This window comes from Sphingobacterium chungjuense (genome assembly GCF_011316935.1).
In the GTDB taxonomy this organism is placed as follows: domain Bacteria; phylum Bacteroidota; class Bacteroidia; order Sphingobacteriales; family Sphingobacteriaceae; genus Sphingobacterium; species Sphingobacterium chungjuense.
The window spans coordinates 356,038-372,079 of the sequence record NZ_WLYS01000004.1 but is presented as its reverse complement, the minus strand read 5'-3'; the positions used below and the strand labels follow the sequence as shown (position 1 = coordinate 372,079).

The 16,042-nt window shown below is 43.1% G+C and carries 11 protein-coding genes; 3 read left to right on the top strand and 8 right to left on the bottom strand.

Annotated features, from left to right (window positions below; genetic code table 11):
* Positions 1–14 precede the first annotated feature (14 nt).
* From GKO22_RS12205 to GKO22_RS12195, 3 genes are read right to left on the bottom strand one after another with little or no spacing between them, the layout of a single operon-like run.
* Positions 15–857, bottom strand: coding sequence for a transglutaminase-like domain-containing protein (locus GKO22_RS12205; protein WP_166335399.1), 843 nt, complete (start codon positions 855–857; stop codon positions 15–17).
* 19 nt (positions 858–876) lie between these two features.
* The gene (locus GKO22_RS12200; protein ID WP_166335397.1) at positions 877–1,578 is read right to left on the bottom strand and encodes a response regulator transcription factor; all 702 of its coding nucleotides are present in this window, start codon (positions 1,576–1,578) and stop codon (positions 877–879) included.
* Positions 1,579–1,587: 9 nt separating this feature from the next.
* On the bottom strand, positions 1,588–3,018 hold the full coding sequence (locus GKO22_RS12195) for a sensor histidine kinase (protein WP_166335395.1): 1,431 nt from the start codon (positions 3,016–3,018) through the stop codon (positions 1,588–1,590).
* Positions 3,019–3,221: 203 nt separating this feature from the next.
* On the opposite strand from GKO22_RS12195, the gene GKO22_RS12190 reads away from it, so the two are divergent.
* From GKO22_RS12190 to GKO22_RS12180, 3 genes are read left to right on the top strand one after another with little or no spacing between them, the layout of a single operon-like run.
* Positions 3,222–3,920: a basic secretory protein-like protein gene (locus GKO22_RS12190; RefSeq protein ID WP_206367891.1), complete on the top strand. Its 699-nt coding sequence runs from the start codon at positions 3,222–3,224 to the stop codon at positions 3,918–3,920.
* 25 nt (positions 3,921–3,945) lie between these two features.
* Positions 3,946–6,258: a GH92 family glycosyl hydrolase gene (locus GKO22_RS12185; protein WP_166335393.1), complete on the top strand. Its 2,313-nt coding sequence runs from the start codon at positions 3,946–3,948 to the stop codon at positions 6,256–6,258.
* Entirely contained in the window at positions 6,258–8,597 is a 2,340-nt protein-coding gene (locus GKO22_RS12180; RefSeq protein ID WP_166335392.1) for a GH92 family glycosyl hydrolase, read from the top strand. Before GKO22_RS12185 ends, GKO22_RS12180 begins: the two co-directional genes overlap by 1 nt.
* 89 nt (positions 8,598–8,686) lie before the next feature.
* Here GKO22_RS12180 and GKO22_RS12175 read toward each other — a convergent pair whose 3' ends face one another.
* The 5 genes from GKO22_RS12175 to GKO22_RS12155 all read right to left on the bottom strand — a co-directional run bounded on the left by GKO22_RS12175 (position 8,687) and on the right by GKO22_RS12155 (position 16,033).
* Entirely contained in the window at positions 8,687–9,352 is a 666-nt protein-coding gene (locus GKO22_RS12175) for an ABC transporter ATP-binding protein (RefSeq protein WP_166335390.1), read from the bottom strand.
* Between the two features lie 159 nt (positions 9,353–9,511).
* Positions 9,512–10,471, bottom strand: coding sequence for a glycoside hydrolase family 43 protein (locus GKO22_RS12170; RefSeq protein WP_166335388.1), 960 nt, complete (start codon positions 10,469–10,471; stop codon positions 9,512–9,514).
* A 361-nt stretch (positions 10,472–10,832) separates the two neighbouring features.
* Complete coding sequence (locus GKO22_RS12165) at positions 10,833–11,135, bottom strand: GIY-YIG nuclease family protein (protein ID WP_166335386.1); 303 nt, start codon at positions 11,133–11,135, stop codon at positions 10,833–10,835.
* A gap of 94 nt (positions 11,136–11,229) precedes the next feature.
* The gene (locus tag GKO22_RS12160) at positions 11,230–13,494 is read right to left on the bottom strand and encodes an ABC transporter permease (RefSeq protein WP_206367890.1); all 2,265 of its coding nucleotides are present in this window, start codon (positions 13,492–13,494) and stop codon (positions 11,230–11,232) included.
* A 127-nt stretch (positions 13,495–13,621) separates the two neighbouring features.
* Positions 13,622–16,033 (bottom strand): FtsX-like permease family protein, encoded by a 2,412-nt coding sequence (locus GKO22_RS12155; RefSeq protein ID WP_166335384.1) that lies wholly within the window; start codon positions 16,031–16,033, stop codon positions 13,622–13,624.
* Positions 16,034–16,042 lie beyond the last annotated feature (9 nt).

The window sequence follows — 16,042 nt, the reverse complement described above, 5'->3', positions numbered from 1 at the left end:
TGTTTGAAGTACTATTATTGAATAAGTTCTAATAGAAGCGCAATATCATTTCTTTTGGTCATGTTATCCACGTGTTCGTAGGCCGAAATTAGATTGCGCAGTACGCGCTTGATGATGGCTGGATTGTCGCAAGGGTGCGTATATTCTGGCGATATTGGAAGATTGAGCTGTCTGAGGAAAGCCTGAATATCTTCTTCTTGCATGATCTGCCCACGATTGAATACATTAATGTAGAAGAGTGCCTTGCTTGGCTCGGATTCATCCATATAAGCCAATACAAAATGTTTAGGTAAGTTGACCCCGTAAATGGGTAAATCTAATTTCTGTGCTACCAAAGCATAGATGCATGCCAGTGAAATGGGATTACCTTTCTTTGTTTCTAACACTTGATTGATAAACGAGTTTTGCGGATCGTGGTAATTGCTTGTATTTCCAGATAGGCCAAATTCACGGAAAATCACGTTATTTAATAATCGCACTTTTTCTACCGCACTCATGTCGTACATCATGCCCATCCAAGCAGCGCTACGTAGCTCTGCTAATTGGTAATAAACCTGATCTTCATTCATGTTGGGGTACTGATACCGATTGATAATCATTAACCCATCTAACAAATCATCTGCATTGTTTAGCTGCCAAATTTGTAGTTCATTTTTGACTTCGTCAAATTGAATTTTGTGGATAATGTTTTCAATGCGTGATTGCGCGAGCGGATCAAAAGACTCTTCCCAAGTTTGTTCTAGTACGGGTATTACGTCGGGTCCGCAGGTAATCAGTTTGTGCTCAATCTGCTGGAAAATAGCATAATCGGGGTCGTCCAACAAGGATACTAAGGCGGTGAATTCGTTGTTGGTCATACGTCGCATCGTTTTTAGATTATCTAGGAGAAACTAGTTTAAATCCCACACCATATACGTTATCTATCTTGACACTGTTGGATCTGGACAACACTTTCCTCAATCTTGATATAAAGACATCTAAACTGCGACCTAGAAAGTAATCATTGTCGCCCCAGATGTGTAGCAGAATCTCCTCTCGCTTTACTATTTGGTTACGTTGTTTGTACAAAAACGTAAGCAATTCTAGCTCTCTTAGGGTTAGTGTTGTCGTGAAACTTTCTCCTATAGATAATGACAGCAATTTTAAGTCCAATTTTACGTCATCGATGAAAATTTCGTTTTTAGCGTGCTCGCGCGATGAATTGGCAAAGCGCATTTGTCTATTTACAAAATTGCGAATGCGTAGCACCAGCTCATCTACATCAAACGGTTTGGTAACGTAATCAAAAGCACCTAATTGAAGTCCTTGAATCTTATCTTCTTTCATATTTCGAGCCGTCAGAAATAGAAATTGCGCTTGCTCATTGATTTGTCCGATTTGCTTCGCTAATGCGAATCCATCAGTATCGGGCAATTGTATATCGATAATACTGATATCGTACTGCTCTTGTCCATACGCCTTTAATGCGGAAGTGCCGTCGAGTGCCCAATACACGTCGAATCCCATCATCTCTAAGTATTGTTTGGTGACATTTCCCAGATCTGATTCATCCTCCACATACAAAATGCGTGTTTTCATGCCCCTATATTACGAATTTTTGGGGATATCGATGATAAATGTACTGCCTAGTTCTACGATGCTCTCCACCTCAATGCTCCAGCCATGTGCGATAACACATTGTCTTACATAATACAAGCCAAGTCCGAGGCTACTTTGCATATTGGAAGCGGATCGGTAAAATTTTTGAAACACAAGCTTAATTTCCTTATCAGCAATGCCTTCGCCGTTATCTGATAGACGTATGCGCCAGTTATGTCCATTCTCGCTAAGCTCTACTTTGATCGATTTCTCTGATTTGTGATTATGTTTCACGGCATTCTCCATCAGATTAGAAATCATGGTTGTAAAGAAGAATGGATTCATACGGACGTTAGCTGGCTGATCGGCTAGATCAACAAAAACAATCTCCACATTACTTTCACTCGTTTTCAGGCGGTAATCGTCCACCATCTCTTGGAGAAGGTTTGAGATGTTGCTCGGTTCTTTTTGTAAAGCATAACCACTCATCGAAGTGATGTCCAATACCTGAGCAAATAGGCGTTGCAAACGACTTGATTGACGTTGGATCACATCGGTCAATGCTTCGAGTGGCTTGTTTTCTTTTACGAGTTGCTGCGATTTCAGTGTTTTATTAGCGACTTGTATGGTCGCAATAGGCGTGTTGAACTCGTGCGTAATGCTGTTGACAAAGTCCGACTTCATGTCTGCCAATCTTTTTTGCCTAATCCAATTTCGATATGTCGCCAGATAGATAATGATGATAGTCACAATGGCAAATATGCCGAGTAGAAATACTGGTGCGATCAGCTTAAGTAAGGCTATAGTACGATGCTTGCGGTCGGCAAAAAGTGCAAACGATACCTGATAACTATAGTTTTCTGTGCTACTTACATTGAGTTCAGTTACCAAATTTTGTTTGCGAAGTTTTTCTAATTGCCCACCCATCCGCAGTCCGTGCATACCCGGAATGGTATGTTGATCACCGGCTTTGATAGTAGGCGGACTATAGATATCCACTTTGCGATCATCTGTCAGATTAACGCGTACACGATTTAACAAAAGGGCATATTCCCAATCGTCTCCTAGCTGAAAATTCGTCTTGATCTGCTCAAACACACTATCCATCGTATTGTTGGCTTTGAGTTCTTGATCTAGATTTTGTAAAAGTGTGCTGACGGTATCTGCAAGGGCTCGCTTATCATGCTTATCCAAACTATCTAGCAGTGCTAGTTTCGGATTAATGTTTGCATCGAAAACCTTCTGCCCGCCTGGGTACAATTTATCATTGCGGATCGCATTAAAATAAAACTCCTTAATCAACAGTTTTTCCGTATTCTGGTACTGCTGGTCATTCAGGATAAAGGTATTATAGGTCAGGTAAACGAGCAGGCTGATCAATGTAATAAAACTGAATACAGCTGCGATCTTATAAACCAGAGATATGGAGGTGAGTTTCATGTTCGCGTCACGCAATTATTGGCAGAAAGTTATGTCCTAAAGCAGGCTGAATATACACAAAATCAATGGCTACTGTTGGTGTCTTTAGTTTTTGTTAACAATTTGTTGGGGTTTTGTTAACAGCGAAATACCGTAATTCGAATTACTTTTATTTTCAGATATCGCAAAGAACGATGTCTTATTAGACACCTACATCTACACCCATGTTAAATTATTTCACTCGCCAATCTGCGCAGCGCACCCTAAACCTTGGAATGCTGCTTGCGCTATTTTTGCCTATGGCACTATTTGCGCAACAACCGCAAACGATCACAAAAAAGGGTTATACGTTGCATTTTCATGCGCAAAATCCAGATTTTGATGCCGTACAGCAAAAACGCCTTCAAAATGTATTCTTTACCAACTACCCTAAGCTGGTAAAAGACTTTAATAAAAATTCGTTGAAAGAAGTGACTATCACCATTGATACGGCTTACGACGGCGTGGCTTATGCTCATAATGGTAAAATCGTTATTGCACAAGCTTGGATGGAAAAAATGCCAGAAGATATCGACGTCGTGACGCACGAGGTAATGCATATCGTACAAGCCTATCCACCGCGCAGCGGACCAGGATGGTTAGTGGAAGGTATTGCCGATTACGTACGATACAAATACGGTATAAATAATAAAGCTGGCAATTGGTCTTTGCCTGAATTGAAGGAAGACCATCACTATACCAAAAGCTATCGCATATCTGCTCGCTTCTTGGATTGGATAGAAAATAATAAAAAGAAAGGCGCTGTAAAGCAATTAGATGCTGCCATGCGCGAAAAAACTTATACACCAGAAATCTGGGTTAACTTAACCGGAATGGAACTGGATGCGCTTTGGGATGCGTACGTAGCAGCCAACAAAGCATAGAACATTTTTTTAGTATATTCGAATTATGAACCTACGTTACTTAATTTATTCCCTATCCTTTTTATTTTCGATAGGGGCACTTTCTGCCCAACAAATTGATCAAGTAGAAAGACCTGAAGAATGGGTAAATACCCTGATGGGAACTGACTCAAAACCATCTATGTCTAACGGAAATACCTATCCTGCTATTGCTGTGCCATGGGGGATGAATTTCTGGAGTCCGCAAACTGGAAAAATGGGCGATGGCTGGATGTATACGTATGCGTCGGACAAGCTTCGCGGTTTCAAACAAACACATCAACCTTCTCCTTGGATGAATGATTACGGTCAGTTCTCCATTATGCCGGGTAGTAGAAAACCCGAGATCGATCAAGACAAACGCGCTAGCTGGTTTTCACATAAATCAGAAACAGCTAAGCCATACTACTATAGTGTGTACTTGGCCGATGCCGATGTGACGACAGAGATCACGCCAACGGAGCGTGCTGCGGTATTTCGCTTTACGTTTCCAGAAAGTGATAGCTCGTTTGTGGCTATCGATGCATTTGACAGAGGATCTGAAGTGAAATTCATTCCTGCGGAGAATAAAATAATTGGCTACTCTAGCCGCTACAGCCGTGGTAAGTACGAGAACTTTAAAAACTACTTTGTCATCTATTTCGACAAAGACGTGACCTTTACCAAAATCTGGAAAGATAGCGTGTATCAAGCATCGAGTGAACAAGCAGCTGCTGGAAACCATACCGGTGCCATCGTAGGTTTCAAAACCAAACGTGGCGAGCAAGTCAATATGCGTGTAGCATCTTCTTTCATTAGCTACGAACAAGCAGAACTAAATCTTTCTCGCGAAGTCGGTGCTAAATCGTTTGCGAACGTGCATGACGAAGCTAAAGAAGCTTGGCACCAAACATTGAACCGCGTAAAAGTAGGCGGTGGAACACAAGATCAATTGAAAACATTTTACTCTTGTCTGTACAGAACGGTGTTGTTTCCAAACAAACTGTATGAAATCGATGCAAACAACGAGCCGGTACACTGGAGTCCATACAATGGCAAGATTTTACCAGGTCGTATGTTTGGCGGTACAGGTTTTTGGGATACGTTCCGCGCGCTATATCCATTCTTGAATTTGGTGTATCCAGAGATCAATGTGGAGATGCAAGAAGGATTGGCCAATGCCTACAAAGAAGGCGGTTGGTTGCCGGAGTGGAGCAGTCCGGGTTATGCCAACATCATGGTGGGTAACAACTCGGCTTCTGTGGTGTCAGATGCGCACATCAAAGGGTTGCGCGGTTATGATATCGAAACCTTGTACGAAGCGTTGCTAAATGGTGCAAATAATGAAGGGCCAATGACGGCAGTAGGCCGTGCAGGCGCGCCATATTATCTAGACCTTGGTTATGTGCCTTACGATGTAGGCATCAACGAGAATGCGGCTAGAACCTTGGAGTACGCTTACGATGACTTTGCCATTTATCAATTGGCAAAAGCATTGAAAAAACCGAAGAAAGAAATCGAATTGTACCGCTCACGTAGTCTGAACTACAAGCATCTATTTGATCCAGCAACTGGATTGATGCGCGGTAAAAATAAAGATGGATCATTCCAGTCGCCATTCAACCCGTTCACTTGGGGGGATGCATTCACCGAAGGAAATAGCTGGCACTACACGTGGTCGGTATTCCACGATGTAGAAGGTTTGGCGCGTTTGATGGGTGGCCATAAATCGTTCACCACCAAATTAGATTCGGTATTCTCTTTACCTCCAGTTTTTGATGAAAGTTATTATGGCGGCGTGATTCACGAGATTCGCGAAATGCAAGTAGCCAATATGGGCCAATATGCGCACGGTAATCAGCCAATCCAGCACATGATTTACCTGTACAACTATGCAGGTGAGCCTTGGAAAACACAATACTGGGCACGTGAAACGATGGATCGGATGTACACGCCGTATCCTGATGGATATTGCGGTGATGAGGACAACGGACAGACTTCGGCTTGGTACGTGTTCTCGGCATTAGGATTCTATCCTGTTTGTCCGGCTACGAATGAATATATCTTAGGCTCACCCTTGTTTGATAAAGCAGAAATTACCTTGGCCAACGGCAAAACTGTATCAATCCAAGCTGGGAACAATAGCGCAGAGAATCGCTATGTACAGCAGTTGAATGTAGATGGCAAAGCGCATGCGAAGAATTTTATTACGCATGAGCAATTGCAAAAAGGTACGAAAATCGACTTCTCGATGGGAGCGAAGCCTAATACGCAACGCGGAACGTCTGCAAAAGACTTCCCGTATTCGTTGAGTTTAGAAATGGAAGGAAAATATAAATAATGATAAACTTAGGTTTAGCTTATAAAGTGCGCTGGCAGGAATGCCTGCGCACTTTTGGTGTAGTGAGTTTGCTACACCTTGCTGTTGCTTCGCAAGCGCAAGAGAAAAGACTCGTAGATTATGTAGATCCGATGATCGGCACGGCCAAAATGGGACATACGTATCCTGGGCCAACTGTGCCATTTGGATCGGTGCAGCTCAGTCCGGATACCGATACGATTCCTTACGCCATGAACGGCAAGTACAACGGCGATGTGTACAAATACTGTGCTGGCTATCAATATAGCGATCCTACGATTGTCGGCTTTAGTCATACACATTTCAGTGGTACAGGTCATTCGGATTTAGGTGATTTCTTATTGATGCCAACCAGCGGTGCATTGAAACTAAACCCTGGTACGGCAGATAAACCGGGAAGCGGTTACCGTTCGGCATTCAGCCATGACAATGAAACAGCTGCAGCAAATTATTACAAAGTAAAATTAGATGCACACAACATTACTGCAGAGCTTACGACAAGTTCACGCGTTGGTCATCATAAATATACTTTTAGTCAAGCAGGCGAGAGTCATATCGTGTTCGACTTGATGCACGGTATCTATAATTACGATGATAAAAATGTGTGGACGGTAGCACGTGTGCTAGATGACTATACCATCGTAGGATATCGCCAAACGCATGGTTGGGCAAGAACGCGCGTGGTGCATTTTGCAATGAAGTTCTCCAAGCCATTTAAAAATTATGGCACGAAGGATTTCGAAAAACAGCAAGTGTACAAAGGTTTCTGGCGCAAATTTGATCAAACGGACAATTTTCCAGACATCGCTGGCACGAAGATCCGTATGCACTTCGACTTTGATGTAGCGGCTAACGAAGAAATTCAGGTGAAGCTGGCGATCTCGCCCGTAAGTATGGACAACGCCTTGGCGAATATGGAAGCAGAAGTGCCACATTGGGACTTTGAACGTACTAAACGCGAAGGACAGGATCTGTGGGAGAAAGAACTAGGCCGTATTCATGCGAAGTTGCCTACTAAGGCTGATTATGTTAATTTCTATACCGCCATGTACCACGCTGCGCTGATGCCAACGGAATATATGGATGTAAATGGACAATACCGTGGCTTGGATCATCAGGTGCACCAAGCAGATGGTTTTGTAAACTATTCTTCTTTCTCTTTGTGGGATACTTTCCGTGCCTTTCACCCGTATATGAACTTAGTCAACCCTTCACGCAACGCGGATATGGTGGCTTCGATGATGGCGCACTACGATCAAAGTACGCTGAAAATGTTGCCGATCTGGTCGCATTATGGCAATGATAACTGGTGTATGAGTGGCTATCACAGTGTTTCTGTCATTGCAGATGCTATTCTCAAAGGCGTGTACAAAGGCGATGCGAATAAGGCATTGGATGCCTGTATTGCGACAGCAAATTACCGCCGCTATGAAGGCATTGGTGAATACATTGATTTGGGTTATATTCCTGATGAGAAAAATGGTACTTCGGTATCCAATACCTTGGAATATGCTTACGATGATTGGTGCATAGCGCAACTGGCAAAGCATTTGAACAGAGAGGCTGATTACCAGACGTTTGCTAAACGGGCTGAAAACTGGCGCAATATGTTTGATCCATCGATCGGCTTTATGCGTCCGAAAGATGCGCAAGGCAAATTCCGTGAACAATTTGATGTGTTGGAAACACACGGACAGGGTTTTATAGAGGGCAATACATGGAACTACAGCCTGTATGTGCCACATAATCCAGCAGGATTAATGGAGTTGATCGGTGGTCAGAAGAAACTGTCCACTTACTTAGATTCCTTGTTCACGATGCACCTTCCCGACAAATTCTTCGAACATACAGAGGATATCACACGTGAAGGTATTATCGGGAATTACGTGCATGGAAATGAGCCGGCACATCACGTTGTTTACCTATATCAATTGGTTGGCGAAGGTTGGAAATCTCAAGAGTGGATTCGTAAGATCTTGAAAGATCAATACCACAACGGGGCGGATGGTCTTGGTGGCAACGACGATTGCGGGCAGATGAGTGCTTGGTATTTGTTTTCTAGTCTAGGATTCTATCCGGTGGCGCCGGGTTCTACCGATTACTGGTTGGGTAGTCCATTAGTGCAATCTGCATCTGTTCGACTGGAGAATGGAAAAACTTTCGAAGTAGAAGCTATCAATCAAAGCGATAAAAATGTGTATGTGCAAGAAGTCCGTCTAAACGGCAAACCGTTGAAAGGCTATATCTTGAAACATGCCGACATCGTGAATGGTGGTAAGCTGCAATTTAAAATGGGAGCGAAGCCCAATAAAAAAGCCTAAAAAAAGCTTAGGAAATACTAAAAAGCGCTATGAAGATCGATCTTCATAGCGCTTTTTAATTGGTGCACCTAAGATAACATTTGGCGATATTAATCTTTCTTAAGCTGTCCGTCTAATAAGTTAATGATACGGTTGCCGTATTCTGCATTCTTTTCCGAATGCGTCACCTGAACGATCGTTACGCCTTCCTCATTCAGTTGTTTGAATAACTTCATTACATCTTCACCTTGCTGAGAGTTGAGGTTGCCTGTTGGTTCATCCGCCAAAATAAGGTTCGGAGATCCTGCCAAGGCGCGTGCGATACCTACGATCTGCTGTTGGCCGCCCGAGAGCTGATTTGGAAACAAGTCTTTCTTACCGACAATGCCAAAACGGTCCAACATATCTCCCACAATGGCTCTTCGCTCCGAACCAGAAATATTCTTATAGATCAAAGGTGTTTCGATGTTTTCATACACGGTGAGCTCATCAATGAGATGATAAGACTGGAAAACAAAACCAACACGCGATTGGAAAAGTTCGGCTCTTTTGCGGCTTTTTAACGCATATACATCCTCTTCCAAGAAATGATACGTGCCTTCATCTGGTGTGTCCAGATTACCTAAGATGTGCAGGAGCGTCGATTTTCCCGATCCCGAAGGGCCCATAATGGAGATGAACTCCCCTTGTTCTATACGTAGGTTAATGTCTTTGAGCACAAATGTCTTCGTACCTCCGACATTATACCACTTGAAAATATGTTGTAGTTCGATCATATATGCAATGGCTTTATGCTAGAACCTCTGTCTAAGGATGTGCCAGAGTGGTAAATTGCTGTATATCAGGTGGTGTGGTGTGTTTTAGTTTTGATTAATGTTCGGAACTGAACAGTTCGTTGTTCAGTTCCGAACAGATCATCTTGTACTAGCCGTGTATTATTTCAACGGATGACTTACACCTTCAAAAGTCATCTTCACTGGCTTGATGAAGCCCTGCTCGTCAAAATGCAATTCTTCTATACAGGTTACTCGATCGTGCGCACTGGTTTTGCCTAAGGGACGGCGGTGATATACAATGAAGTATTTTTCTTCGTTTGGTACTTTAATCACCGAATGATGGCCTGCACCAGTGGCAATTTCAGGATCTTGCTCTAAGATCGTGTTTACTCGTTTGAATGGGCCAAATGGCGAATCCGCAATCGCATAAGCTACTTTGTAATCTGGACCTGTCCAGCCACCTTCGGACCACATGAAGTAGTACTTGCCATCTTTTATAAACATGAATGGGCCTTCGACATAATTTTCAGGAGTGACTTCTTTGTAGAAAGTCCCATCTTCAAATGGCAGTATGCCAGTGAAATCTGGTTTTAACTTTACCATATTACAGTGCTTCCAACCACCGTAGTACATATAGTACGTGCCGTCTTTATCCTTAAATACGAATTGATCGATTGGTTGTGCTCCATTGACATTTTCCTGGATCAAAGGCTTGCCAATTAAGTCTTTGTATGGTCCTTCGGGTTTATCGGCTACGGCTACACCAATTCCTCCCACTTCGCCTGGGTGTACATCATTGGCGCCAAAGAAAATATAGTATTTACCATCTTTTTCTAGTACAGCTGGTGCCCACATGGCTTTATTCGCCCATTTCACCTCTGTATTATCCAAAATGCGCTCGTGCTTTTCCCATTTGACCAAATCTTTCGAAGAGAAAGCATCAAAGAATATTTGTTCTTCATACGGTGCGGAATAGGTAGGGAAGATCCAATACGTGTTGTTGTATACAATTCCTTCCGGATCAGCGTAATTTCCTGGGAAAACGGGGTTTTGTTGTGCTAGTGCAAATGAGCTGCAACTTAGCACAGCAGTAGCCACGAGGGCAGTTAATTTAATCATGCTTTTTCGATTTAGCGTTTATGTCATATAGGTAATTACCTTCTAATATAGCGTTTTTTTTGATTGCTTGGTGGTACTACACTGTGGTGATGGTACCAAATGGGATGTATTTGTAATAATTGTTCTCAGATTGGTTTTCTTCGGAGCGGTCTATGGCTTTGGCAATCTACAATTCTACTATAAGATCGCGTTGTCGTACCTCCGCGCGATGACGAGTCAACGTCCTTGCGAAGCTGAGGTACGAGGCTGCGGCAATCTTCTAACCATACTGCAAGCTACGTGTTGTATTCAACAATATTGTCTTATTGATCATTGATCCCCCGCGCAGTGACGGGTTATGATCGAAACTTGTAAAGTGTCACTACCAGTGTTTTACTTCTGTTTCATATAAGTCAGACCAAGTTGGATTTAAAGCATTTATTAACGCTTCCTTTTTTGATCTGCTTCCGGCTTTAATTCTTTTTTCTTCTGCAATGGCATCTTCGATAGTAGAGAAGACATTGTAATAAACCAATTTGTATAGCTTGTACTTTTTAGAAAAAGAATTAGGAGATAGACCGTGGATGTGCGAATATATTCGGCCTTGTAAATCCGATGTCACTCCCGTATACAGTGTTGTATTATTGTAATTGGTTATAATATAAACGCAGCCGCCTCGTTCCATAATTCTTTCTTGTTCGAAGATCGCTTTGTCGTACCTCCGCGCGATGACGAGTTGACGTCCTTACAAAGCCGAAGTATGAGCCTACGGCAATCTTCTAATCATCCCGAAGGCTACGTGTTGGGTTCATCAAGGCGGCTTTAAGCGATTCATAGCCGATGGTCAGCAAGGCGATCATCAATGCGATAGCAGAAGCTAAAGTTGCAATCCAGATACTCATATCAATCCGATAAGCAAATCCATTCAACCACTGCACGGCGCCATACCAAGATATTGGAATGGCTACAAGAATAGCCACAACCAACAGCCCGATGAAACTCTTCGTTAGTAGCGTCACAATGCCAATCGTAGAAGAACCCAACACTTTACGGATACCAATTTCTTTAAAGCGCTGCTCGGCCATAAATGCCGATAATCCATACAATCCTAGGCAAGAAATAAAGATGCCCAAGCCTGCGAATAGAGCGAATAACTTACTCAAACGTTGTTCGCTCTCGTACAGCCTCGTGAGCTCTTCGTCGAAGAACCCATAGTTAAACGGATAATCTGGGTTTAGCTTTGTGTTGACCACTTCTACAGCCGCTAATGTAGCTGTTAGTTTTCCGGGTTTTGTACGTATCACCGCCATGCCGCCCCATTCGTTGTATTGCATCATGAGTGGACCGACAGATTGGCTCACCGGTTTGAAATTAAAATCTTTCACCACACCAACGACCGTACCTTTTTTATTCCAGACAGCAAAATGTTTCCCTACTGCCTCTTCAGGCGAGAGCCCCATGACAGCAGCCATACTTTCATTGATCATATAGCTGGTAGAGTCTGTAAATAGTTTAGAGAAAGTACGTCCTGCCAGCAGTTCCATACCAAATACCGAGATAAAATCGGCGTCAACATCCATCATGGGCACGACCAACTCCGAGTTAGCGTCTTTACCTTCATACCAGTAATCTATAGTGCCGCTGCCGAGATTAGATGGCAAAGCATCTGTAATTGTGAAATTGCTGGTGAGTGGATTGTCGGCTAGTGCATTTTTCCAAGTTTCTTGTTTGCCCCAGATATCTCCCGTCATGTTCACATAGAGAAGGTTCGACCGATCGAATCCGTTATCTCGATTTTTGATGAATTCCAATTGTTTGTAAATGACGATCGTACCTACCAATAAAAAAATAGACACGACGAATTGCACGACTACCAAACCATTGCGAAAGAGACGGTGACCACTACGCTGCGAGGTCAAAATTCCTTTCAACACTAAAAGTGGCTTAAAACTGGATAAGTAAATCGCTGGATAGCTTCCAGCAAAAAGTCCGGTAATAGTCGCAATGGCTAATAAGTACATCCCCATTTCCCGACTCAAAAGAGAGATTGATATTGTTTTCCCAATCAAGAGGCTAAATGCAGGTAAGGCCAGTATCACCAGCGCTAGAGCGATGATGACGGAGATAGAAGTGATCAATAATGATTCTCCTAGAAACTGCATAATCAACTGTTTGCGATCCGCACCAACGACTTTTCGAAGACCGACTTCTCGAGCCCTTCTTGCAGATCGTGCTGTTGATAAATTCATAAAATTGATGCAGGCCACAATTAAGATAAATAGACCTACGAGCGATAGTGTGTTTACATACAAATAATGCCCATGCACGGCCACATCGACCTGAAAGTTCTGCGAGTGCAAGTGTATGTCTGACAAGGGCTGGAGTTTGAATTCCGTCTTGGCTATCACCCCATCTACATGCGTTTTGTACTGACGCATAATCTCCCCAGTCACATTGGATAGGACTTCGGCCGTAGGTGTAAGTTGGTCGTCTAGCTGAAAATAGGTGTAATAAATGAAGTTGCCCCAATCTTGACTCGGGTATTTCCAATCATTGTCCTTTATCGCTGAAATCGGTAGAATATAATCAAATTGGAGGTGCGAATTACTTGTAATATCAGCCAGTACAGCAGACACCGTGACCAGATTATTGTTGTCTCGGATCAAGGTTTTGCCCACGACATCCGCGTTGCCAAAGTATTTATTAGCCATCTTTTCTGTGAGCAAAATGGCATCTGGACTTTGCAATGCGGTAGCCGGATCGCCTTTCAAGACAGTAAAAGAGAAGAAAGATAAGAAGTTAGCATCAGCATAAAAACCTTCTTTCTCCTCGAATTTTTTTCCATCATGCTCAAACAGATGATCTACCCGATGTGTAAGACGCAGGTAATCTTTGATTGTAGGAATCTTACTGGCCATCTCGTGTCCGATCGGAGGTGGTGTGGTGGCTGCCACAAAATCTTGTGATATGCCACTGGTCAAGCGATAGGTTTGTGCGGATTTATCGTGAAATTGATCATAGCTGCGTTCCTGATGTACCCACAAAAAAAATCAAAAAGGTAGAGGCCAAGCCTATCGAAAGTCCCAAAATGTTGAGCAAAGAATAGGCTTTGTATCTCCAGAGATTCCGATACATGATTTTTAGGTAGTTTTTCCACATAACGTTTTAGACTTAGTTATTCCGTAAACTATTGACCGGATTGCGCAGGCCTGCGCGAATAGCTTGTCCGCTTACCGTTAAGATGGCGATCACCAAAGAAATTATTCCCGCTAGGGCAAAGATCCACCAAGCCATATCGATACGATACGCGAAGCCATCTAACCAATGTTGCATACCCCACCAAGCTAATGGCGAAGCAATCAGCAAGGCTAATAAAACAAGCAGGATAAAGTCTTTGGATAGGAGCAACACAAGATCGGATATGCTCGAACCTAATACCTTTCGGATGCCAATCTCTTTAACCCGTTGATTGATGCTTAGAAGTGCTATCGCGAACAATCCCATACAGGATATCACGATGGCGATGACAGCACCACCAACAATGATATGGGCAAATCGACGATCCTTTTTGTACATATTTTCGGTGTTTTCATCTAGATAAGAGGCTTCACTAGCCGCTTTCGGATTGATGTTTTTCCAGACTTTTTCCACGTCTTTTAAAGCTGTAGCCAGGTTGTCGGTTTGTACGCGCACAAATATATATTCTACATCAAAACCAATATTTGGATTGATGTGCATGGTTAGTGGTTCGACTTTTTGCCTTAAATCTTTAAAATTAAAATCTTTGACTACGCCAATCACGGTCGAAGTAATCCCCATGTCAATATTTTTTCCAAGAATGGCATCAGTACCACCAAGCGCGATCGCCATTTGTTCGTTGACGATAATGGCACTGGTATCGGTGCCAAATGCACGGGAGAAATCACGCCCAGCTAATAGGTCGATATCTAACGCGTCCAAATAATCGTAATCCACCCGTAGAAAATGCGTACTGATTCCGCGACCTTCGTAATCAAATCCAATCTTAGAGTTGGATGTGCTGCCATCTCGGCCACGACCCATATTGATATCTGTACCTGTCACATGCGTCACGAATGGTACTGTGGCCAAGTCCGCCCGCATTCTTTCTAATGCCTGCTGATGGTTGATACCACTGCCAATCGGTATGCTGATTACTTCTGTTTTATTATACCCAAGGGAACGATTAGAAAGGTAACTCAGTTGAGCACTGATTACGATCGTGCCGATAATCATAAAGGTGGCGATGGCAAATTGCACGACCGTCAATGTGTTGCGTAAGCCGTGTTTCGTACTGCCCGAGGAGGTGCCCTTTAACGCCTCGATCACATTTGATTGTGCATTTTGCCAGGCGGGATAGCCACCAGCGATCAAAGCGATCAGAAGAAATGTGAGTGCAAATAGTGCGAGGTTGGTGGGGCTAAATAGTTCTGCTATTTTGAGATTGTAGCCCATGTTGGCATTGTATTGCGGCAGCAACAACCAAGCTAGTACTAAGCCAAAAATCAATGCTGCGCCAGTGATTAGTAGCGATTCTGTCCAAAACTGTGTGATCAATTGTCCGTTGGTACTACCCAACGTTTTGCGCGTACCTACTTCGCGTTTGCGTGTAATGGAGTTCGCCAATGACAGGTTGATAAAATTCGAACAGGCAATAAATACCATCAATCCGGCAATGCCGATCAACATCCAAGGAAAGGTTGTCGATCCAGCATCACCTAAGCCTAGTTCGTTCAAATGATAATCTGAAAAAGGAAGTGCTTGTAAGGTGATATAATCGCCATTGGCATCGGCGGTGGCGCCATCTCTTTTCAGTTCCTCGGTTTGTGGTTTGAAATGATTGGTAATTACCTGTCGAGTTTTAGTATTGAATGCAGCTTTTTGGTTTATGGGCAGCGTCGTTTTTACAAATACGCTATGATCATTATGATTCCACTGATCTAAGTTGTTCAGGTAGTTTGGTTTATGTTCGAAGCGAATTAGAGAGGTGAACTCTAAGCTGGAATTTTTAGGAAGATCCTGAAGAATCGCAGAAATAATCTTAGAAGTCCAAGATCCGTTGAGGTATACCTCAACGGATTGACCGACTACAGTACTTACACCAAAAAGTGAAGTAGCCAATTTCTTAGTAATCGCAATATGATCTAAATCTTTCAGCGCATTGTCTGCACCTTCTTCCAGTCCAAAATCGAAGATGGATAGAAAGTCGGGATCGACAAATTTTGCGTCGGAGCTGATTTGCTTATCGCCATTGCGGAAAAGAAGTGTGCTGTTGTAATAACGAGACACGCCTTCCAAACCTTCTATCTCAGCGTTCAATATGGGCGCCAACGGCGTAGGCATCGTACTCGAGTAGGTCAGTCCATGTGCAGGATTAGATTGAAAATAAAGCAAGCCAATGCGATCCCGATCTTCGTGCTGATCGTCGAAAGACAACTCAAACATAGCCGTGAGAAACAATAAGGTCGCCACACCAATGGCTACGCCCATGCCTAAGACATGGATCGCAGCAAAGCTTTTTTGGCGTTTAATGTTTCGCCAGGCTGTTTTGAGGTAATTTTGCATGTTGATGTT

Coding starts and splice junctions, on each gene's coding strand:
- GKO22_RS12205 (WP_166335399.1), bottom strand. CDS start 857: ATGACCAACAACGAATTCACCGCCTTAGTATCCTTGTTGGACGACCCC.
- GKO22_RS12200 (WP_166335397.1), bottom strand. CDS start 1,578: ATGAAAACACGCATTTTGTATGTGGAGGATGAATCAGATCTGGGAAAT.
- GKO22_RS12195 (WP_166335395.1), bottom strand. CDS start 3,018: ATGAAACTCACCTCCATATCTCTGGTTTATAAGATCGCAGCTGTATTC.
- GKO22_RS12190 (WP_206367891.1), top strand. CDS start 3,222: ATGTTAAATTATTTCACTCGCCAATCTGCGCAGCGCACCCTAAACCTT.
- GKO22_RS12185 (WP_166335393.1), top strand. CDS start 3,946: ATGAACCTACGTTACTTAATTTATTCCCTATCCTTTTTATTTTCGATA.
- GKO22_RS12180 (WP_166335392.1), top strand. CDS start 6,258: ATGATAAACTTAGGTTTAGCTTATAAAGTGCGCTGGCAGGAATGCCTG.
- GKO22_RS12175 (WP_166335390.1), bottom strand. CDS start 9,352: ATGATCGAACTACAACATATTTTCAAGTGGTATAATGTCGGAGGTACG.
- GKO22_RS12170 (WP_166335388.1), bottom strand. CDS start 10,471: ATGATTAAATTAACTGCCCTCGTGGCTACTGCTGTGCTAAGTTGCAGC.
- GKO22_RS12165 (WP_166335386.1), bottom strand. CDS start 11,135: ATGGAACGAGGCGGCTGCGTTTATATTATAACCAATTACAATAATACA.
- GKO22_RS12155 (WP_166335384.1), bottom strand. CDS start 16,033: ATGCAAAATTACCTCAAAACAGCCTGGCGAAACATTAAACGCCAAAAA.